Source organism: Roseibium sp. AS2 (assembly GCF_038900065.1).
Taxonomy (GTDB): Bacteria; Pseudomonadota; Alphaproteobacteria; order Rhizobiales; family Stappiaceae; genus Roseibium.
Map to the genome: position 1 here is coordinate 616059 of NZ_JBBMQN010000001.1, position 21664 is coordinate 637722.

Sequence of the window (21664 nt, forward strand, 5' to 3'; positions counted from 1 at the left end):
TCCGTTTCACGGACATCTCCCCCGCAAGGGGGAAGAGGGGCGCAAGTGGCTGAGCCTCGGACTGAAACACACGCTTTTCCTGAAAAACACGCGTTTGTATGAATAGGGGATCGTGGGGTTGCCCCACAAACAAAAAAAGCCCCGGCGAACCGGAGCTTTTTTGAGTGTTTCGGACTTTGGCAGTCCGTCCGAAACGGGAATTTGGTGCCCAGGAGAGGACTCGAACCTCCACGCCCTTTCGAGCACTAGCACCTGAAGCTAGCGCGTCTACCAATTCCGCCACCTGGGCCGTGAGGGGGGCTTGTAAGGGCGAGGGTGTGCCTTGTCAATCAGGGAAGGTGACTTTTTTCACTTCTCGGTGCCATGGTGCCGCCAAGCCCTTCACAGCACCGCGCCAAAGGGCTAAGAAACACTTCAGCGGAGCGCCGGGAAACGTGAACAAACGGCGGCCTCCCCCCTTCGGACGCGACAAAAGGCATTTCCAGCGATGTCCACACCCCTCAACGGCAAACTCGTCACGGTTTTCGGCGCATCGGGCTTTCTCGGCCGCCACATCGTCCAGGCGCTGGCCAAGCGCGGCTACCGGGTGCGCGCCGCCGTGCGCCGGCCGGACCTGGCCACCCACCTGCAGCCGCTCGGCGCGGTCGGCCAGATCATGCCGGTGCAGGCGAACCTGCGCTACCGCTGGTCGGTCGACCGGGCGGTCCAGGGCGCGGACGCCGTGGTCAATGCGGTCGGCATCCTGGCGCCTTCCGGCAAGCAGACCTTCGACGCGGTGCAGGCCTTCGGCCCGCGCGCCATCGCCGAGGCCGCCCGCGCGGCGGGTCTCGCCGGCATCACGCATGTTTCCGCCATCGGCGCGGATGCGGAGAGCTCGTCGGCCTATGCCCGTTCCAAGGCGGTGGGCGAGGCCGGGGTTCTGGAGACCCTGCCCGGCTCGGTGATCCTCAGGCCCTCGATCGTGTTCGGGCCGGAAGACGACTTCTTCAACAAGTTCGCCGGCATGGCGCGGTTCTCGCCGGCGCTGCCGCTGCTGGGCGGCGGCGAGACGAAATTCCAGCCGGTCTATGTGTGTGACGTGGCCGAGGCCGTAGCGCGCGCCGTCGACGGCGAGCTGAGCGCGGGCGCCGTCTATGAACTCGGCGGGCCGGAGGTCAAGAGCTTCCGTGACTGCCTGGAGGAGACCCTCGAGGTGACCCTGCGCAAGCGCGTGCTGCTGCCGGTCCCGTTCCCGGTCGCCTCCGCCATGGGCAAGGTCTTCCAGATGCTGCCGATGGCGCCCTTCACCGCCGACCAGGTTGAGCTCCTGAAGAGTGACAATGTGGTCTCCGATGCGGCCAAGGCCGACGGCCGCACCCTGGAAGGCATCGGCATCGCGCCCGCCACGCTGGCGGCGATCCTGCCGACCTATCTGGACCGGTTCCGCGAGCACGGCCAGTACGACGCCCACCGCCCGGCGTAACGCGCGGGGCGAAACACGGTGGATTTCGAGAGGCGCGCGCGGGCCCGCTTCAGACTGCTGACAAACCCTCCGTTCGTCTTTCCGGACAGGTGCGCCCGCAGATCCGGAACCCGGCAAGCCAGCGCGCGCGAAAGATCCGGTTAAAATTTGAACTTACCAATCAAGACGCGCCTGCGGCGCGAATGACGCGCCGGGTTCCGGCTCTGGCCATGCAACTGCGCTGCAGAGCGTCCGGAATGACGCCGGGTGGTGAAAAGCTGTGCCGATAGGCGCCCCTCCTCCACCATTGCCGTGGCGGCATGTATCGCCTACCGTCATTTGCAACAGGAGGCGCCGATGTCCTTGCTTGCGAAAATCACCCTGCTCTTTGTCGTCTTCGTCGACATGCTCGGCCAGGGGCTGGTGTTTCCGATCCTCAACAGCCTGATCATGACGCCCGGCACATCGATGCTGCCGGCGGACACGCCAGAGGCCGCGCGCCACTTCGACTACGGGCTGATCATCGGCGTGTTTTTTCTGTGCTGGTTTTTCGGCGCGCCGTATATTTCCAAGATCTCCGACGTGATCGGGCGCAGGAATGCCATCCTGATCTGTCTTGTCGGCGCCCTCGGCGGCTATGCGCTGACCATCGCCGCGCTTTACCTGAACAGTTTCGCCCTGCTGATCCTCGGGCGGGCGATCACCGGACTGACCGCCGGCAACCAGCCGATCGCCCAGGCCGCGATGATCGACGGCAGCACGGACGACGAGGACCGCAACCGCAACATGGGCTACATCATCACCGGCGTCAGCTTCGGCCTGGTCGGCGGTCCGATCATCGGCGGGGTCCTCTCGGACCCGGCGATCCTGGGCAGCATGGCCAACGTGAAGCTGCCGTTCTATGCCTGTTTCGCGCTGGTGGCGATGGCCATCGTGCTGGTGCTGTTCGGGTTCCGGGACGCGCGCGATGATCAGGCGGAGCGTGCGCCGTTCGTGTTCCGCCCTGCGGAAATCTTCGAACTCATGTTGAAGATCCGGGCCTATCCGAAGGTGATGCGGCTGACGGTGGTGTTCCTGCTGTTCCACATCGCCAACATGTCGTTCTACATCTTCGTCGACAATTATCTCACCAGCCGGTTCGGCTACGGCACGCTCGGCGGATCGATGGTGATGCTGACCATCGGCTTCGCCCTGGCCTTTTCCAGCACCTTCCTGGTGGTGCCGGCGCAGAAACGCTTCAGCAAGGAAGCGATCCTGGGGCTTACCTTCACGGTCTGGGCCCTGTCGGCGGCGGCCTTCATCGCCGCGCCGAACGCGCTTTTGACCTTCATCCCGGTGTTCTGCTTCTATTTCGTCTTCGGCATCGCCTATCCGACATTTCTGGGGCTCTATTCGGCGGCCGTCGGCGACGAGGAACAGGGCTGGGTGATGGGCGTGACGATCGCGGTGTTCACGCTGGTCGCCGGGGTGATTTCGCTGGTCGGCGGCGAACTGATCGGTCTCGACCTGGACCTGCCCTTCTACGGCGTCATTGTCGCGGCCGTCTGTGCGCTGATCGTGATGTTCCTGGCGTGGAACAAGCCGGAGATCAAGGCCCTGACCCGCAAGTCAGGCGGCTGACCCGGCGGCTGCCCTGCAGCCGCCGGGTCCATGTTACACGTTCCACCAGGTCGCCCCGAGCCGGTCGTGGTGCAGTTCGCGGTAGCCGTAGCGGGTGCGCACCAGGCCGATGTCCTTGAGGTCCGTCTCGCTCAGATGGGCCAGAGCCCTATTGGTAGCCCTGCGGGCAAAATAGCGCCGGACTTCAGCGACACATACACCAAGGGCAGACAGCAGCAGGCCGCGGCTGTTTGCCCGGCTGCGGAATACAGTATCGATCTCAACGCTCATCTCACTTCTCCCGGAGCATCCCGGCGGACACTCTCACCTTTGCAGTCCGGCCAGCGCCGCCGCCATCACGAGGGGTCGATCAAAGCGGTGCGGGGCCGGGCGGTTTTCGTTTGTCGGTCCCGAGCAGGTCTTCCGTTTTTCGGGGACAGGAGAACAATGACAGGGCAATCCTGACAGCAGGGAGTCAGGTTTGATCCCGTTCTGTTCGCGGGTTATGTTTTTTTGAGCCCCCCCAACCCGCAAGGCCTTCCCGCATGAACCCGATTGAACGCGCGCTCGGCATCCTGCTGCTTCTGACCGGCGGCAAACTCATTCCGGCAACGGTGCTCGCGGAGCGCTTCCAGGTGTCGCTCCGGACGATCTACCGCGACATCGACCGGCTGATCGCGCTCGGCGTTCCGGTGGACGCGGCGCGGGGCGCGGAAGGCGGCTACCGGCTCGCCAGCGGCTACCTGCAGCCGCCCGTCGCCCTGACCCGCAACGAGACCGCCGCGCTGCTGGCGGCGATGGCGCTGGTGCGTGCCAGCCGGACGGTGCCCCTGGCCGCCGATCTTGCCTCCGCGGAACAGAAGCTGCTGGCCTCGCTGCCGAAGAACGTCCACGGGTTGTTCAAACAGGCCGAGCGGATCGTCGGCATCGAGCCGATCCCGGCGGACATCTTTCATTCCGGCACCAAGGCGGAACCGACCGGGGACTGGCAGCAGGCGCTGGACGGCTTCATGGCGGGCATCCTGGAAAGCCGGCGCGTGCGCTTCGAGCATGTGAACCCGTCCCGGGAAACCGTGAAGGCCCATGACGTCGAGCCGCGCGGCGTCCTGTTCGACCGCGACCTGTGGTATCTGGCCGGACGCTGCGTGGACACCGACCTGGTCAAGGTCTACCGGGCCGACAGGGTGCGCAATCTGGAGATCAGCGGTCTGTTCTTCCGGCCCGACAGGGAATTTTCCATCCAGAGCCTGCTCGGTGGTGTCTGGCTGTCCAGGGCGATGCGCCGCTGGGAGCAGGACGAACAGATCGCCAAGATCCTGATCACGCCGCGCCAGGCGCAGAAACTGGGCGCCGACTGGTATTACCGCCACGCGGTGTTCACCCCGGCGAAGGACGGCCGGGTCCTGATCAGCATTCCATCGACGGCACGCACGCGCATCCTGCCGCTGGTGCGCTGGCTGGGGCCGGGCGCCGAACTCATCGGCCCGGAGGGCTTGCGCGCCGAGCTGGCGCGCGAACTCGCGGAGCTGGCGGCGATTTACGGGGATGGCAGGGACCTTGACCGGCCTGCGTGAGGCACATTTTCCCGCGCGCGCCCCGGACGACGCGCAAGCGAAGATCCGGGGCCTGTCCGCAACACCGCTTGCTGAAGCGGCACTGATTGCAGCTCGACCGTTCAGCCCAGAAAATAAAGTCCCGTAAAACCGGCAAGGCCCACGAAAATCCGCCACCAGGCGAAAGGGGCGAAGCCGTGGCGGGAGACGAAATCCAGCAGGCCCCTGACCACGAACACCCCGGCGATGAAGGAGGCGACGAAGCCGACCGTGATGATGACCGCATCGTCCATGGAGAGCACGTTGCGGTTCTTGTAGAGATCATAGGCAAAGGCGCCGGCCATGGTCGGCATGGCCAGAAAGAACGAGAATTCGGCGGCCGAGCGCTTGTCGGTGCCCAGCAGCAGCGCGCCGGCGATGGTGGCACCGGAGCGCGACACCCCCGGCACCATGGCAAGGCACTGGAAGAAACCGATGATCAGGCACAGATGCAGTGGATAATCCATGACGTTGGTGTAGCGCGGTGTCAGGGGCAGCCGGTCGATCCACAACAGAATCACGCCGCCGACCAGCAAGGTGGTGCAGATCAGCGCCGGGCTCTCGAACAGCACCTCCTTGATGAAGCCGTGCGCCATCACGCCGATCACGGCCGCCGGCAGGAAGGCGATCAGGATGCCGAAAACGAAGCGGCGGCTGGCCGGGTCGGACGGCAGCGCCATGGTCAGTTGCCACAGGCGGCCGAAATAGACCGTCAGGATCGCCAGGATGGCACCGAGCTGAATCAGCACCTCGAAGGTCTTGCCGGTGCTTTCGAAGCCGAGAAAATGGCCCAGCAACAGAATGTGCCCCGTGGAGGACACCGGAATGAATTCGGTCAGCCCCTCGACAATCCCCAGGATCAGAGCGTTTACGATCGTTTGGCCGTCCATTGCGTGTCTTGTCTCCGAGGGGCTTGATGACATCCGGCCAGACCGGCTATGAGTGGCGGTTCAAGGTCCGCCCTCCTCATGCTTCGTCGTGCCGCCACCTATTTGACGAAGCCGAAGGGTCCCGTCAAACCCTTGATAACCATATTGATGGCAAACTCTCCGTTAACGCGTTCCCTGACGCCGGTGGCGGCCCGCGACGTAGTCTTGCCACAGTTCAGGCTCTTAACCCCGGGAACCGGTCCGAAAACAGGAATGATGTGGCATGAGCCGATTTGAGTGCAGACAAGGCGCGTCCGTGCGGGGAACCGTCCGGCCGGCACGCGGGCACAGCGCGGCCGGACCGCGTCCATTCACTGTTGATCACAGGTCCTGACCTGACATGCTCACGCTCTACCACCATCCGTTCTCTCCCTCCTCCCGGTTCATTCGCCTGATCCTGAGCGAATACGGCGCTGCCTTCGAGGAGTGCCACGTGAACCCCTGGGACCGGCCGCAACAGCTCCTGATGCTGAACGCCGCCGGGACGGTTCCGGTGATGGTGGAAAACGAAGGGCCGGCGATCTGCGGACCCGGTCCGATCATGGAGTATCTCGACGAGACCCGCGGCTATGCGGTCGCCGACCGGCGGCTGATGCCCGATCACCCGGAAGCGCGCGCCGAAACCCGGCGGCTGGTGGAGTGGAGCCTCGGCAAATTCGACCAGGAAGTGGTCGGTCATCTCGTGCGCGAGCGCCTGTACAAGCAGATCATGCCCAAATCGGCCGGTGGCGGCGAACCGGACTCCGCGGCACTGCGCGTTGCCCGCGCCAACATCCAGCACCACCTGAAGTATTTCGGCTACCTGGTCGCCTCGCGCCGCTGGATCGCGGGTGACCGGCTGACCTTCGCCGATTTCGCCCTCGCGGCCAGCCTGTCCTGCGCCGATTACCTCGGCGAGGTGCCCTGGAGCGACGAGGAGGACATCCGCAGCTGGTACGCCCGGGTCAAGTCCCGCCCGTCCATGCGCCCGCTGCTCGGCGAAAAGGTGCTCGGCATGCCGCCGGCCTCAACCTATGCGGATCTGGATTTTTAAGGGTGCCGGACCTAAGCTTCGGGCTCCGTTTCCGGTATCACGGCCCTACAGACCCAACGGTCAGTCTTGGATAAAAAGACCACAAATCTCCTGACCGCCCTTGCCGAGAAGGCCGCCACGCTCGGCTTCGGCGATATCAGGGTCGCGCCGGCCGACGGCATACCCGAGGCCGGCGTCCGGCTGCGCCACTTTCTGGACCAGGGCTATCACGGCACCATGGGCTGGATGGCGGAGACAGCCGACCGGCGCGGGTCGCCGCCCGCGCTCTGGCCGGAAGTCCGCTCCGTACTCATGCTGGCGATGAATTACGGCCCCGGCACCGCGCCGGAGGACGATCCGCTGGCGCATCTGGATGACAAGAGCAGCGGCGGCATTTCCGTCTACGCGCGCCACCGCGACTATCACGACGTCATAAAGGGACGGCTGAAGGAACTGGCGAGTTTTCTGGTGTCGCGGGCGGGCGGTGACGTCAAGGTCTTTGTCGACACCGCACCGGTGATGGAAAAGCCGCTCGGAGAGGCCGCCGGCCTCGGCTGGCAGGGCAAGCACACCAACCTGGTTTCGCGCAAGCTCGGCTCGTGGTTCTTTCTCGGGTCGATCTTCACCACGCTGGAGCTGCCGCCGAGCGGAGCGGAACGCGATCATTGCGGCTCCTGCCGGGCCTGCCTCGACAGTTGCCCGACAGATGCCTTTCCGGCGCCGTACCAGCTCGACGCAAGGCGATGCATCTCCTACCTGACCATCGAGCATCCCGGTCCGATTCCCGGCGAGTTCCGCAAGGCGATCGGCAACCGGATCTACGGCTGCGACGATTGTCTCGCCGCGTGCCCCTGGAACAAGTTCGCCGATGCGGCCCGCGAAGCAAAGCTTGTTGCCCGGGAGGACCTGAAATCCCCCCGCCTGCCGGATCTCCTCACGCTGGACGACGCTGCGTTCCGCAAACTGTTCTCCGGCTCGCCCGTCAAGCGGATCGGCCGCAACAGGTTTCTGCGCAACGTGTTGATCGCCGCCGGCAACAGCGGTGATCCCGGACTGCTGGAGCCTGTCCGGCGCCATCTGGCCGATCCCGATGCTGTCGTCAGGAGCACCGCCGTGTGGGCGTTCCGCAGGCTGGCGCCCGCGGATCTGCTCAAGTCGGAGAAAGACAGCGCGATCCTTGCGGAAGAAAACGCGGATGTGCGCGCGGAGTGGCTTGCCGCCCTGTCCTGATTTCCGTCCTCCCATTTCCTTTTCAGGCCGCCCGTTTCTGCCCGCCCGTTTCTGCCCACCTTGTGAATCGACCTTGTCATGAGATTGGGCCATAGTCATGGAATGGCCGCAGATATGCCGCCATATCGGGCGAGACCCTTCCCCGAGTGGTCATTTCCGATCTTCCGGTTTGGAGCCAAGACCTTGTTCACGAATTCACTGTCCGTTTCGCCCCCGCATTGCGCCAAAACCCGCCTCCGGCTTCTTTCGCTCGGCGCCGCGCTGGTGCTGGTGTCCGGAGCCGCCGTTGCCCAGGACACCGGCAAAACGGCTTTCGAGGCTTATGCCGATGGTCTCAAAGAGCTTGGTCTCGGGTTTGAGACCGGTGCCGTCGACTACGACAGCGCCAGCGACACGCTGACCATTTCAGACAGCACGTTCTCCATGAGCGGAACGATCAAGAACCTGCCGGCGGATGACATCGACATCACCGGCAGCGGCGGCACAACAGACATCGATCCGTCCAGGCTGACCGACCTGACCTACGACATCAAGCTGACGAGCGGCACCGTCACCATCACGGGCTTCAGCCACGAGCGTCGTCAATTCGAGGCCGCACACTGGGTCTATTCGGACGACACCAGATTTGTCGTCACCGCATCGGCCGAGGGCAAGGGCCGCCTGAAAATCGACGGCCGTCTGGCAGGAGCGTCGGCGACAGACTACAGCTTCACGCTGCCACAGGCCCCGGCGGCGGATCCACAGCGCCCCCTCAGCCGCTGGTTGCCCGCCATCAGGGCTGCGCTGCTGACGTCCTTTGATGAAATCAGGGTCGACAACACGGGCATGACCATGGAAGCCCATGCGAGGGAAGACGGCACCGACACGCTTGTGTTTTCCGGCACAATGCAACTGGACGGCTACCGGATGGCCGACGCGGCCGACGGCCGGGTTGGCGAACATTCCTTCGACAGCGTCACACAGAATTTCCGGACACGCGATCCGGCATCCGGCAGCATGCTCGCGCAGGAAACGCGCCAGGGCAAAACCATCTATTCGAACATCGATAGCGCCGCCCTGGTCGACCTGTTCGATCCGGACGTGCCGGCAAGCGGTGACACCGTGACGTTGATCGGCTCCGGATCCACGATCGACTATTCCTCGCGCCAGGACATGCCGGACGGAATTACGGTCGATATCGCCATCGACAGCGCTACCATGAGCGATCTGACCGTCACCAAGCGGGACAACACGCTCCTTGCGCTGTTCGACGGCCTGCTCGCGAAAAAGGCGCCTGCGCCGGAAGAACTGATCACCGGCATGTTCCAGCTCTACCGGTCGTTCGGCATCACGGATGCCCGCATCAGCGGCATCAAGGTGACGATGCCGACACCGGAACCGGAGAAGGCTGTTGCCGTCAACATCGCGAAAATGGCGATGTCCGAGGTCGGTTCAAACGGCATCGGCGAAATGATCCTGGTCGGTCTCGACGCCCCCGACCTGCCGGACGGCGGCTCGCTCAAGATCGACTGGGCGGCTGTCAAGGACATCGAGTTCGCCGACTACACGCCGATGCGCGCCATGATCAGCACGCTGATGGCCGATCCGGATTTCGGCGAGGAGCATCCGCTCGACGTTGCCCGGGCCTTCATGCCGCGGTCCTTCGGATACGAGGTCAAGGGACTGGATGTCGTCGTGCCGCGGTTTGGACGCACACGGGTCGGATCGGCGGAGATGACCGTTGCCACCACGGTTCCTCCCCTGCCCACCAGTTTCCATGTCCGCAATGAGGATATCCGGTTTCCGGTCAGCGCCGTCGAGGATCCCGAAGTACGGGCGCTCTTCCGCGCCCTCGGCCTCGACACGGTGGTCTGGTCGGATGAAACCCGCGTCTACTGGGACGACGCCACACTGGAACTGCGCCTGGAGCGCATGATGCTGGATATCGAAGGGCTCGGGCGCGCGGAATTCTCGGCCCGTTTCGCCAATGTGCCCAGGACGCTGTTCGAGGATCCGGAGAACCAGGGCCAGATGGCCCTGATCGTCGCACAATTCGTCGAGGCGTCCCTGACCTTCAAGGATGCCGGGCTGACATCAAAGGGCATTGCCCATGTCGCAGAAGCCGAGGGCATTCCGGAAAACGTCTTCCGCGAAGCCCTGATCGCGCAGGTCGCCGAGGCGACCGCACCCATCGGCAACCAGGCCTTCACCCGCATGGTGAGCGAAACCGCCTCCAGGTTCCTGAACAATCCGGGCGACCTGCGGATAACGCTCGCGCCCAAAGGCCCTGTTCCGCTCGCCCAGATCCTCGGCAGCCTGGCCGCACCGCAGACCCTGCCGGATCTGCTGAACGTCAGCGTCACGGCGGACTGAGCAGGCAGCAGGGCCACTGACCCAAGCAGCCCCGGCCGGGGTCAACATGGCATGGATCCCCGATCAAGTCGGGGAAGGCGCAGAGTGTGAGGCGAGTGTTGGGCGCGGGTCTTTTCTGCGCGCGGGTCTTTCCCGGACGCGGGTCATTCCGGGAGGGGCCTCCTTGCGGGAGGGGGGGCTCTTTCCGGGACGAAAGCCCTGCCGGCATCCTCAGCCGCCTTCCCCGGCAAGCGTCAGCGCAGACCGGGGATCCAATCGCTTCCAGAGCCGGTCAAGGCAGGCGAGGCCAATGCGGAGACGCCCAGTGCTCTCTCGAAGTCCCTGAGCGCGCGGTTGGGTGGAATGGATCCCCGATCAAGTCGGGGAAGGCGCAGAGTGTGGGGCGGCGCGCGCGTGGGTCTTTCCGGGACGCGGGACATTCCGGGAGGGGGCCTTTCCGGGACGAAAGCCCTGCCGGCGTTCTCAGCCGCCTTCCCCGGCAAGCGTCAGCGCGGACCGGGGATCCAATCGCTTCCAGAGCCGTCAAGGCAGGCGAGGCCAATGCGGAGACGCCCAGTGCTCTCTCGAAGTCCCTGAGCGCGCGGATATGTGGAATGGATCCCCGATCAAGTCGGGGAAGGCGCAGAGTGTGAGGCGAGTGTTGGGCGCGGGTCTTTTCTGCGCGCGGGTCTTTCCCGGACGCGGGTCATTCCGGGAGGGGCCTCCTTGCGGGAGGGGGGGGCTCTTTGCGGGAGGGAAGCCCTGCCGGCATCCTCAGCCGCCTTCCCCGGCAAGCGTCAGCGCAGACCGGGGATCCAATCGTTTCCAGAACCGTCGAGGCTGGCGAAGCCAATGCGGCGAGGCCCTGCCCTCTCTCGAAGTCCCGAGGACTGCCGACAGGTGGAATGGGTCCCCGATCAAGTCGGGGAAGGCGCAGAGTGTGAGGCGAGGGCGGGGTTGTTTTTTGTTACTCCGCTGCCTGCCGATGTCCGTCCGGGCCGATCCGGGCGGCGCAGAACTTGAATTCGGGGATCTTGCCGAACGGATCGAGCTGCGGGTTGGTGAGGAAGTTCGCCGGGGCCTCGAAGAAGCAGAACGGGATGAACAGCATGCCTGCGGCCACGTCCCGGTCGGCGCGCAGGGTCAGCGTGATCGAGCCGCGCCGTGTTTCCACCGTGACCTGCTGACCTATCTCCAGGCTCGCGCGCTCGATGTCGCGCGGGTTCATGGAGACAACCGGTTCCGGCTCGATGGCATCCAGCACCGCGGCGCGCCGGGTCATGGCGCCGGTGTGCCAGTGCTCCAGCATGCGGCCGGTGGTGAGCACCAGCGGGAAGTCGTCATCCGGCAGCTCGTCCGGCGGCACCAGGTCGGTCGGCACGATCCTGCCGCGGCCATCGCTCGTGGGGAAGGACTGGCCGAACAGGATCTCGTTGCCCGGCCTGTCGGGTGCGTCGGCCGGATAGGTGACCGTGCCGTCGCGCTCCAGCCGCTCCCAGGAGATGTTGTCGAGGGATGCCATATGCGAGCGCATTTCCTCGTAGATCGCCGGCACGCCGTCATAGGACCAGTTCAGGTCCAGCCGGTTGGCAAGCTGGATGAGGATCTCCCAGTCGGGACGGGCCTCGCCCGGCAGCGGGACGCAGGGCCGGCCGATCTGGACCTGGCGGTTGGTGTTGGTGTAGGTGCCAAGCTTTTCCGCATGGGCGGACGCCGGCAGGATCACGTCGGCATGCCAGGCGGTCTCGGTCAGGAAGATATCCTGGACGACCAGGTGCTTGAGGCTCGCCAGCGCCTTGCGGGCGTGGCTCTGATCCGGGTCCGACATGGCCGGGTTTTCGCCCTGGACAAACATGGCCTCGATGCCGCCTGCGAGAATGTCACCCATGATCTCGACCACGGTGAGCCCGCCGAGCGGATCCAGTGTCCGCCCCCAGGCGTCCTCGAATTCGGCGCGGATATCCGGGTTTTCAACGGAGCGGTAATCGGGAAACACCATCGGAATAAGACCGGCGTCGGAGGCCCCCTGCACATTGTTCTGGCCGCGCAGCGGATGCAGGCCGGTGCCTGGCCGGCCGATCTGGCCGGTGGTCAGCGCCATGGCGATCAGGCAGCGGACATTGTCCGTGCCGTGCACATGTTGCGAAACGCCCATGCCCCAGAAGATGATCGACTTCGCGCTGGTGGCATAAAGGCGAGCGACCTCGCGCAGGGTCTGTGCGTCGATGCCGCAGACCGGCGCCATGGCTTCGGGGGTGAATTCGCGGATCTTTTCCCTCAAGGCCTCGAAGCCGTCGACATGGGCCGCAATATACTGGCTGTCGTAGAGGTCCTCCGTGACGATCACGTTGAGAATTGCATTGAGCATCGCGACATCGGTGCCCGGCTTGAACTTCAGACCGTAGTCGGCGTAACGCATCAGGCCCTGGCCGCGCGGGTCCATGACGATCAGTCTGGTGCCGTTTTTCGCGGCCTGCTTGATGAAGGTCGCCGCGACCGGATGGTTCTGTTCCGGACGGGCGCCGATCACGATCATGCAATCGGCGTCTTCGGCCGCATTGAACGGCGCGGTCACCGCACCCGACCCGATGCCCTCCATGAGCGCGGCCACGGACGAGGCGTGACACAGCCGGGTGCAATGGTCGACATTGTTGGAGCCGAAGCCCTGGCGGATCAGCTTCTGGAACAGGTAGGCCTCTTCGTTGGAGCCCTTGGCCGATCCGAACCCGGCAATGCCGGCAGCGCCCTTGGCCTGATAGGACGCCTTCAATCCGGCCGCCGCCCTGTCGAGCGCCTCGTCCCATGTCGCCTCACGGAAAAAATCCAGATGGTTTTCCAGCGACATCGCAATGTCGCCACGCTTGGGAGCGTCATCCCGCCGGATCAGTGGCTTCGTCAGGCGTTCCGGGCTGGACACATAGTCGAAGCCGAAGCGTCCCTTGACGCACAGACGGTTCTCGTTGGCCGGACCGTTGCGGCCCTCGACGCTGACGATCCTGCCGTCACTGACGGAGACCGACGTCAGGCAGCCGACACCGCAGAACGGGCAGACACTGTCGACGGTTTCCTCGGCGTAGACTTCGCGCCGGGTCGCGGTCGTATCCAGGAGGCTCTTTTCCATCAGCGCCCCGGTCGGGCAGGCGGAAACACACTCGCCGCAGGCAACGCAGGTCGACAGGCCCATCGGATCGGCCAGATCGAACACCGGCACCGTGTGCGCGCCGCGGTCGGCCATGCCGATGACATCGTTGACCTGCACTTCGCGGCAGGCGCGTTCGCACAGGTTGCAGGCAATGCAGGCATCCAGATTGACCGCGATCGCCGGATGAGACACGTCGGGGGCCGGTTTTTCAGAAGCGCAGAAGCGACTTGTTGAAACGCCGACGCTGTCGGTCCATTTCCAGAAATCGCTGTCCGGGTCTGGATGCGCGTCGCGGGGCGGCTGGTCGGCGGCGAGCAGTTCGAACACCATTTCGCGGGCCTTGCTTGCCCGCTCGCTCGCGGTGTTGACCACCATGCCTTCGGACGGCGCGCGAATGCACGAGGCCGCCAGAACGCGCTCGCCCTCGATGTCGACCATGCAGGCGCGGCAATTGCCGTCCGAACGGTAGCCCGGGGCATCCTTGTGGCAGAGATGCGGGATGGCGACGCCCTCGCGCCTGGCGACCTGCCAGATGGTCTCGCCTTGTTCCGCAGTGACCGTGGTGCCGTCGAGTGAGAAGGTTACCTGGCTCATTTCTCGAACTCCCCCGGAAAGAACTTCAGCACCGAGGCGACCGGATTTGCGGCCGCCTGGCCGAGACCGCAGATCGAGGCCGAGCGCATGACCGCATCCAGATCGGCGATCTTGGCCTGGTCCCAATCGCCCTGGGCCAGCAGATGTTCCATCTTTTCGGTGCCGGACCGGCAGGGCGTGCACTGGCCGCAGCTTTCGTGCTTGAAGAAGCGCATCAGGTTCAGCGCCACATCGCGCATGTCGTCGTGATCGGAAAAGACGACGATGGCATGGCTGCCGATGAAGCAGCCGTGCTTGTCGAGCGTGCCGAAGTCCAGCGGCTCGTCGGCGAGGGACGCGGGCAGGATGCCCCCCGACGCGCCGCCCGGTAGATAGCCCTTGAAGCTGTGCCCGTCTTCCATGCCGCCGCAGAATTCCTGCAGCAGCTCGTTCATGGTGATGCCCGCCGGGGCCAGCTTGACACCCGGCTCCTTCACCCGGCCGGAGACAGAAAACGACCGGAAGCCCTTGTGATCCCGGCGCCCCTTAGAGGCGAACCACTCCGGCCCCTTCTCGACAATGTCGCGCATCCAGAACAGGGTCTCGACATTGTGATTGAGCGTCGGCCGGCCGAACAGGCCAACCTGGGCGATGAAGGGCGGCCGATGCCTCGGCAGGCCGCGCTTGCCCTCGATCGATTCGATCATCGCGCTTTCCTCGCCGCAGATATAGGCCCCGGCGCCGCGGCGCAGTTCGATGTCGATGGTGGTGATGATGCCGGCGGAGCGCAAGGCCTCGATCTCGGCCTTCAGAATGTCCAGCACCGCCGGATACTCATCGCGCATGTAGAGGTAGATCCGCTCGGCCGAAATCGCATGGGCCGCGATCAGGGCTCCCTCAAGCAACCTGTGCGGATCGCGCTCCAGATGGACGCGGTCCTTGAAGGTGCCGGGCTCGCCTTCGTCCCCGTTGACGGTCAGGTATTTCGGACCGGGCAGATCGTGAACGATCTTCCATTTCGTGCCGGTCGGAAAGCCGGCCCCGCCGAGACCGCGCAACCCGGCCTCAAGCGCATTTTCGGCGATCTCGACGGCTTTCAGTTCACCGGCCCTGACGCGCGCCAGCAACCCGTAGCCGCCATCGGCGCGATAGGCTTCAAGTCGGACATAGTCCGGAATATCCGGAGCGGTGTTGCCCTCGAAGACGGCAGACCGGGCCGAGAGTTCCGTGGCCTGGTCGAGCGCCCGCTTGCCGATCTGAATGGCAGGCGCGCCGGCGCAGCGGCCGATACAGGCCACTTTCTGAACACGCACCCTGCCCGGATCTAGGCTGTTTTCCAGCGTGGTCGCCAGTTCGTCCGCGCCTTTCAGCGAACAGGCGATGCTGTCGCAGACGCGGATGGTCAGCGGCGCCGGTCTGGCCTCGCCTTCGCGGACGATATCAAAGTGATGATAGAAGCTGGCGACTTCGTAGACCTCTGCCTGCGACAGGCGCATCTCCTCGGCCAGGGCCTTCAGATGACGCGCTTCGAGGCACCCATAGGCGTCCTGGATCTTGTGGAGATGCTCGATGAGCAGATCCCGGCGGCGGGCTTCATTGCCCAGAAGAGCCTGAACCTCGCTCAGGGCCGCGTCGTCCAGTTGACGCCCTTTGGGCTGGGACGGCTTTCTTGAAAGCCCCTTGCCGAAAGACATTGGCGTTCCTCCCAAATCCTCTGAAGCGCGGCCCCGGAATCAACTCCGCGCTTGTCTCCCAAGGTTGCGTGTTCACTTGGCAATTCCGCTCTGGCGGATGCTGCAATACGACGCATTTGGTCGGTATGTTAGCGAGGCCGATCAGACCTGTCTGTTCGAAAAACGACAAGCAGGACATAAGTACTAACCGGTGTGGCCTTCGCCGGATCAGGCAGTCAGGTGCGAGAATGCGGCAACCACACGCTCATAGACCGGCCGCTTGAATGGCACGATCAGCTCCGGCAGATGCGCGGCCTGTTCCCAGCGCCAGGAAGAGAATTCCGCGGTATGGCCATCCGGCGGCGACAGGATGTTGATTTCCTCGTCCGGCCCGTCGAACCGGTAGGCGACCCAACGTTGCGCCTGTCCCCGGTATTTGCCTTTTCGCGATCTGCGGACAACCTCTTCGGGGTAGTCATAGGCAAACCATTCCGGTGCCTCTTCCAGAAGGGTCACGGACCTGATCGAGGTTTCCTCGTAGAGTTCACGGCGCGCGGCGTGCTCCGGCGTCTCGCCCTTGTCGATGCCGCCCTGGGGCATCTGCCAGCTGTATTCGTAATTGGCGGAACTGCCGCCGTCGTCACGGCTGCCGATCCAGACCAGGCCGTCCTTGTTGATCAGCACGATACCGACACACGGGCGGTAGGGAAGCCCCTCCCCGGGCGCCGGGAAATCTGCTCCGGGCTCAAGCTTCGTCACGATTTTTCCTTGCCTGAAATCACCTGTCACCGGTCGATGGTGGCGCTGACGGGCACAAGCTGGATGCCCCGTTCCTCAAGGTCCCGCACCCATTTTTCCAACTGGCGCACGGTAACTGGAAGCGCGGAGGCCGCCGCCACCGCAACACCGCGGGACCGGGCAACGCCTTCCAGCTGAAGCAGTTTGGCGTCGATACTGTCTTCCTTGGGAACTTCGTCCAGCACGACATCCACGCCGCTGAACGGAATGCGCTTGTCAGCGGCCACCTCGGGCGACAGGCTGCGCGAGGAACTGCCGTTGTCGACAAACATCAGACCGCGCGATTTCAGTTTCTCAAACAGATATTCCATGGATGGTTTGGTCGATGTGAACCGGGTCCCCATCTCGGGAATGACGCCGACATAATTGGTCACACGGGTCAGAAGATACGCGAGCCGGTCCAGCATCTCGGCCGGCCGGAGGCTGACGAGCAGCGTGTGCGGCCCGGGATCGTTGTCGGGGAAATCGAAGGGTTCCAGCGGGAGCTGCAGGAGCAGTTCATGGCCCTTGCCGCGCGCCTGCTGCATCCAGAGATCCAGATCTCCACCGTAGGGTGCAAGCGCGAAGGTGATGTCGGACGGCAATCGGCGGATGGCATTTTGGGTGCCGGTCTCGCTCAGGCCCAGTCCGGTCAGCACGACGGCGATCTTCGGAATTGACGTGAACTCGCGCACGATCGGCCTTGAATAGGCGTCGAGCGGCCGGACGCCCGCGTCGCTGATCTTGGGAAGAAACCCGTAATCAGACCGCTCGCTGACACGGCTGTCCGGATTGACCGACAGTCCGGTTACCGGGGCATCCGGCCCCAGACCGTCCGGGCGCTCGATCATTTCGTAGCGGGGTCCAAGCAGGTCCTCCGCGCTTTGCGGGCGCAGGTTCGGTCCGAGGTCGTCGCCGATGGCCGGCCGGATTTCGACCACTTCGATGTCCTGGGAAGTGACACCCTCGACGACCGCTTCGAGAGGCAGAACGGCAACCGGCTCGCCACCGAGCGGGTCGTCGACGACGGCGATCCAGATAAACGTCGTCGTGAACACCACGCTCAGGATACCGGCGCCGATCAGGCCGAACGGCAGCTTGACGAGCCGCCGCTTGCCCATTCCAAGAGGAGCTGTGAGATCTTCGCTCGACATGTCGTCCTGAGCCTTATGTCCGGTGCCGGACCGGAAACTTCATTGTTTTAGGAATACGCAGAACGAAAGCGGGGACCCGCGCGCCGGAAGACCGGCGTGCGGGCCTGATATCAGTTTTTGACAGCCGCGCTGTCGGAAACCGGCGGGAACGCGCTGTTCACCTGGTTCCCGCGCAGAAGGTCCAGCGCCAGTTTCAGCTGGGTATCGTCTTCCGGGTCCGCCGGCACGTAGGCCTGGCTGCCGGATTCCTCTTCCCCGTCGGCTTCAAGATGGCCGCGCAGGCCGGCTTCGCCCTTGGTGTCGACGCGGCCGACCAGTTCGTCGGGCAGGTCCTGCAGAGCCTCGATGTCCGGCACGATGCCCTTGGCCTGAATGGACGTTCCGGACGGCGTGTAGTAACGCGCCGTGGTCAGGCGGATCGCGCCGTTGGCACCCAGCGGGATGATGGTCTGAACCGATCCCTTGCCGAAGGAGCGGGTGCCGAGAATGGTCGCGCGGCGATGATCCTGCAGCGCCCCGGCAACGATTTCCGACGCGGAAGCGGAGCCGCCATTGACCAGGATGATCACCGGCTTGCCATCGGCCAGATCCCCGGCGCGGGCATTGTACCGCTGGGTCTCGTCGGCTTCACGGCCGCGGGTCGAGACGATTTCGCCCCGGTCCAGAAACGCATCGGATACGGCAATCGCCTGATCCAGAAGACCGCCCGGATTGTTGCGCAGATCGACGACGAAACCTTTCAGGTTGTCCTCACCGATCTTGGCCGCCATCTCCTCGACGCCTTTTTTCAAGCCGTCGAATGTCTGCTCATTGAACTGGGTCACGCGGACGTAGCCGACGTCGTCCTCTTCACGCCAGCGCACGGACCGGATGCGGATGATGTCGCGGGTGATGGTGATGTCGAACGGCTCGGCCCGGCCCTTGCGGCGGACGGTGACCACGATATCGGTCTTGACCGGTCCGCGCATCTTCTCGACGGCTTCGTTCAGCGTGAGACCCTGGACCTGCTCGCCGTCGATATAGGTGATCAGATCACCGGACAGAACCCCAGCCTTGGCCGCGGGCGTGTCGTCGATCGGGGAGACGACCTTGACGAGGCCGTCTTCCATGGTGACCTCAATGCCAAGCCCGCCGAATTCGCCGCGGGTCTGAACCTGCATGTCGCGGAAACTTTTCGGAGACATGTAGCTGGAATGCGGGTCCAGCGATGTCAGCATGCCGTTGATGGCGTTTTCGATCAGCTGAGCGTCGTCCGGCACTTCCACGTAGTCGGAACGCACGCGCTCGAACACATCGCCAAAGAGGTTCAATTGCCGATAGGTATCGGTTGCCGCGGCATTGGCCGCCACCGAGACATTGATCGGCATCTGGGACAGTGTCGTGACTGCTGCAGCTCCCACCAGGGCACCCACCAGCAGCAAGGAAGCTTTCCGTATCATCCGCGAGCCTTTTCTTCTTCTGTGCGTCCCCACCAGGGTTTGGGATCGATCGCACGTCCGTCCTTCCGAAATTCAACATATAGGATCGGCTGGGTCGAACCCAAGCCGAATGTTGATGCGCTCGCCCATTGGGTCGCGCCCATGACACCAACCGGTTCCCCGGTCAAAACAAATTGCCCCAGTTCCGCATCGATCCGGTCCATCCCGGCCAGCAGCACATGGTAGCCGTCGCCCGTGTTCAGGATCAAGAGCTGTCCGAACGAGCGGAACGGACCTGAATATACCACCCAGCCATCCGCCGGCGACGTGACATTAGACCCCGGCCTTGTGGCGATAGATTGTCCTTCCGTCACACCACCGAATTCGTCATCCTGACCGAACTCCTTCAAAACGGTTCCGACCACAGGCATCGGCAACTGGCCTGTGGTGTCCTGGAACGCGATCGCCGGCGCCAGACGGCCCGGGTCGGAGAACGGATCAAACGCTTTCTTGTCCCTGCGGCTGGCATCCAGAGACGCCTGCCTGGATTTTTCGGCCGCTTCACGCGCGCTTTCGATTTCCGCCTCCAGGCTTGCGATCAGCTCCTGAAGAGAACCCGCCTTTTCGGCGAGTGCCTGGGCACGGTCCTTTTCCGCCTCCAGATCGCGAACGGACTTCTGATGTTCCTGCCTTTTGGCGCTCAAAAGAAGCTCCAGCCGGGACTTTTCCTCAGCCAATCGCATCGCGTCGCCGCGCAGCACGTTTTTTTCCTCCGCAATCACCGACTTCAGCCGGTTCAATTCCTCCAGGTCCGCCGCGAGCGCTTCGGTTTCAACTTTCAGCTCCGGCATGACCGCGTTCAGGAGAATCGCGCTGCGCACGGCGGACAGGGCATCGCTCGGGCGCACGGCGAGTGCCGGTGGCGGCCGTTTTCCAATTCGCTGGAGCGCGGCCAGGACCTCGGACAGAATATCACGGCGCGCGATCAGCGACAGCCGGACCGCGTCCTCGTTCGCGCCCAGCGACAGCAAACGGCGCTCGGTATCGCCCAGCCGGGTCTCCAGTCCCTTGATCGTGTCGGAGGTGCCGATGATCTTTGCATTCAGGGTCTCGCGGTCGCGGTCAAGCGCCCTGATTTCACGGGCGATTGCCGACTGACGGTCCGTCGAGACCTCGATGTCGCGCGAGAGCGCGGCCAGTTCCTGCTCGCGCTCCCTCTTGCGGTCGAGCGCGGCATCAACTTCCGGCGCAGGAGACTTGCTTTCAAGTGCCTGGCGATCCGGCGCCGTTTCATCAAGGCTCTCGGCGGCGCCCACCGGCAGGGCGGGAACAACAAGGACCGGCAACAGAAAGGCCAGAACCAGAATTTCAGGCAACAGAGTCGGGACGCGACGTCTCAAGAACGGGCGTGCGAACCGCCGCTGCTCAAGTCCTGGACACGCAATGCCTGTGCGATCCGGTGTCACCCTGCCTCAACTCCCAAAGGTTATCCTTTTATTGCGATACACAGACTGCGTTAACGAACCGTTTACCAGTTGGGCCCGCAACACCTCATCCCACGCAAATGCCGCATAACCTTGCAAAAGGATACCTGTTGATCGATACGGGGCGAATGCGGCGAGATACGGGCGGCCAGCCGCTCTTAGCGGCATTCCCGGAACCTGAAGTCCAACTGTGAAGGTGCCGCACGGCCAGCGCGAGCCCTGTCATCCGCCCATGTCTTCATTGGCCGGTTAACTGGTCTATTCACTGGTCACTGGCCGACTCACTGGCCGAAATGCCTGTAGACAAGATCCTCCGGTGCGGGGCGGGGCGCTTTCGGGTCGAGCACCGCCCCCAGTCTCACGGCCAGCCGCGCCGAGCGGTGGTTGTCGCGATCCATGTAGCTGACCAGTTCCGGCAGGCCGCGCGTGTCCCTTGCCCAGTCGCGCATGGCCCGCGCCGCCTCCAGCGCAAAGCCTTTGCCTTCGGCATGCCCGTAGACGAACCAGCCAAGTTCATGCTCGGGAAAAAGCGGCCCGTGGTTGATGCCCACCTGGCCGAGACACCGGCCGGTTGCCCTGTCTTCGATCATCAGCGCGCCGTGTTGCATCAGCGGCCACTGCGCCACGTCCTGGCAGAACAGTCCCCAGGCAGCGGTCTCCGGCATGGGTCCGCCCATGTACCTGGACCGATCCGAGCGCATCAGGTCCAGATAGTCCGGCCAGTCTTCCATGCGCATCGGCCGGAGGACCAGGCGTTCCGTTTCGAGTGTTGGTGCCGTCAAATTTAACCCCTTTCCGCGTCCGGGAACCGTCACACCCGGTGGTAGGGGTGACCGGACTGGATCGTCATGGCGCGGTAGATCTGCTCGGCCAGCAGGATCCGGGCAATCTGATGCGGCCAGGTCATGGCGCCGAGCGCGAGTTTCAGGTCGGCGCGTGCCAGCACGTCCGGTCCGTGGCCGTCGGCGCCGCCAATGACAAAGGCGACTTCCGGCACACCCTCATCCTTCCAGGCCCCGAGCCTGCCGCTGAAGCCCGCGCTGGTCAGGTTTTTGCCGTTCTCGTCCAGGACCACAAGACGCGCACCGCCTGCTAGCGCCGCGATGAGGCCACGGGCCTCTTCCGCCTTGCGGTCATCGGGGCGCTGTGCGCGGCTTTCGGGAAGTTCGTGGAGGCCGACATCCGTGATGCCGAGCCCGCGCCCGGTCTTGCGGGCACGGTCCACATAGCGGTCGAAAAGATCCTTGTCCGCACCGGCCTTCATCCGGCCGATGCAGTAGAGCGAAAAGCGCATGAAATCCCCGCCGGT

16 protein-coding genes and 1 tRNA gene are annotated in these 21664 nt (G+C 64.2%); 6 read left to right on the plus strand and 11 right to left on the minus strand.

Going from position 1 to position 21664, the window contains the following annotated elements; genetic code table 11:
* Positions 1-202: 202 nt before the first annotated feature.
* A tRNA-Leu gene (locus WNZ15_RS02805) sits at positions 203-289 on the minus strand.
* 198 nt (positions 290-487) lie between these two features.
* Between WNZ15_RS02805 and WNZ15_RS02810 the strand changes: the two genes are divergently transcribed.
* Together WNZ15_RS02810 and WNZ15_RS02815 are read left to right on the plus strand one after the other, a co-directional pair.
* Positions 488-1462 (plus strand): complex I NDUFA9 subunit family protein, encoded by a 975-nt coding sequence (locus WNZ15_RS02810; protein WP_342891411.1) that lies wholly within the window; start codon positions 488-490, stop codon positions 1460-1462.
* Positions 1463-1798: 336 nt separating this feature from the next.
* Positions 1799-3061, plus strand: coding sequence for an MFS transporter (locus WNZ15_RS02815; RefSeq protein WP_342891412.1), 1263 nt, complete (start codon positions 1799-1801; stop codon positions 3059-3061).
* 33 nt (positions 3062-3094) lie between these two features.
* On the opposite strand, the gene WNZ15_RS02820 is transcribed toward WNZ15_RS02815, so the two are convergent.
* On the minus strand, positions 3095-3331 hold the full coding sequence (locus WNZ15_RS02820; protein WP_342891413.1) for a DUF1127 domain-containing protein: 237 nt from the start codon (positions 3329-3331) through the stop codon (positions 3095-3097).
* A 254-nt stretch (positions 3332-3585) separates the two neighbouring features.
* Here WNZ15_RS02820 and WNZ15_RS02825 point away from each other — a divergent pair, with 254 nt between their 5' ends.
* Positions 3586-4614 carry a WYL domain-containing protein gene (locus WNZ15_RS02825; RefSeq protein ID WP_342891414.1) on the plus strand — a complete coding sequence of 343 codons (1029 nt, stop codon included), beginning with the start codon at positions 3586-3588 and terminating at the stop codon, positions 4612-4614.
* A 101-nt stretch (positions 4615-4715) separates the two neighbouring features.
* On the opposite strand, the gene WNZ15_RS02830 is transcribed toward WNZ15_RS02825, so the two are convergent.
* Complete coding sequence (locus WNZ15_RS02830) at positions 4716-5522, minus strand: undecaprenyl-diphosphate phosphatase (protein WP_342891415.1); 807 nt, start codon at positions 5520-5522, stop codon at positions 4716-4718.
* Between the two features lie 379 nt (positions 5523-5901).
* On the opposite strand from WNZ15_RS02830, the gene WNZ15_RS02835 reads away from it, so the two are divergent.
* The 3 genes from WNZ15_RS02835 (at position 5902) to WNZ15_RS02845 (ending at position 10155) form a co-directional block, all read left to right on the plus strand.
* Positions 5902-6594, plus strand: coding sequence for a glutathione S-transferase family protein (locus WNZ15_RS02835; protein ID WP_342891416.1), 693 nt, complete (start codon positions 5902-5904; stop codon positions 6592-6594).
* A 135-nt stretch (positions 6595-6729) separates the two neighbouring features.
* Positions 6730-7803 (plus strand): tRNA epoxyqueuosine(34) reductase QueG, encoded by a 1074-nt coding sequence (queG, locus tag WNZ15_RS02840; protein ID WP_342891845.1) that lies wholly within the window; start codon positions 6730-6732, stop codon positions 7801-7803.
* Positions 7804-7986: 183 nt separating this feature from the next.
* A complete protein-coding gene (locus tag WNZ15_RS02845) occupies positions 7987-10155 on the plus strand; it encodes a hypothetical protein (RefSeq protein ID WP_342891417.1) in 2169 nt (722 codons plus the stop codon).
* A gap of 946 nt (positions 10156-11101) precedes the next feature.
* On the opposite strand, the gene fdhF is transcribed toward WNZ15_RS02845, so the two are convergent.
* From fdhF to rlmH, 8 genes are all read right to left on the minus strand, one after another.
* Positions 11102-13870, minus strand: coding sequence for a formate dehydrogenase subunit alpha (fdhF, locus tag WNZ15_RS02850; RefSeq protein WP_342891418.1), 2769 nt, complete (start codon positions 13868-13870; stop codon positions 11102-11104).
* Positions 13867-15543, minus strand: a complete 1677-nt coding sequence (locus WNZ15_RS02855; RefSeq protein WP_342891419.1) for an NAD(P)H-dependent oxidoreductase subunit E — start codon at positions 15541-15543, stop codon at positions 13867-13869. Before WNZ15_RS02855 ends, fdhF begins: the two co-directional genes overlap by 4 nt.
* Before the next feature lie 207 nt (positions 15544-15750).
* Positions 15751-16281: an RNA pyrophosphohydrolase gene (locus WNZ15_RS02860; protein WP_342891420.1), complete on the minus strand. Its 531-nt coding sequence runs from the start codon at positions 16279-16281 to the stop codon at positions 15751-15753.
* Between the two features lie 26 nt (positions 16282-16307).
* Positions 16308-17453 carry a divergent polysaccharide deacetylase family protein gene (locus WNZ15_RS02865; protein WP_342891421.1) on the minus strand — a complete coding sequence of 382 codons (1146 nt, stop codon included), beginning with the start codon at positions 17451-17453 and terminating at the stop codon, positions 16308-16310.
* A 110-nt stretch (positions 17454-17563) separates the two neighbouring features.
* Positions 17564-18892, minus strand: coding sequence for a S41 family peptidase (locus tag WNZ15_RS02870; protein ID WP_342891422.1), 1329 nt, complete (start codon positions 18890-18892; stop codon positions 17564-17566).
* On the minus strand, positions 18889-20271 hold the full coding sequence (locus tag WNZ15_RS02875; protein WP_342891423.1) for a peptidoglycan DD-metalloendopeptidase family protein: 1383 nt from the start codon (positions 20269-20271) through the stop codon (positions 18889-18891). The genes WNZ15_RS02870 and WNZ15_RS02875 overlap by 4 nt, the downstream gene beginning before the upstream one ends.
* A gap of 365 nt (positions 20272-20636) precedes the next feature.
* Positions 20637-21137 (minus strand): GNAT family N-acetyltransferase, encoded by a 501-nt coding sequence (locus tag WNZ15_RS02880; RefSeq protein ID WP_342891424.1) that lies wholly within the window; start codon positions 21135-21137, stop codon positions 20637-20639.
* A 29-nt stretch (positions 21138-21166) separates the two neighbouring features.
* Positions 21167-21649: a 23S rRNA (pseudouridine(1915)-N(3))-methyltransferase RlmH gene (rlmH, locus tag WNZ15_RS02885; RefSeq protein WP_342891425.1), complete on the minus strand. Its 483-nt coding sequence runs from the start codon at positions 21647-21649 to the stop codon at positions 21167-21169.
* Positions 21650-21664 lie beyond the last annotated feature (15 nt).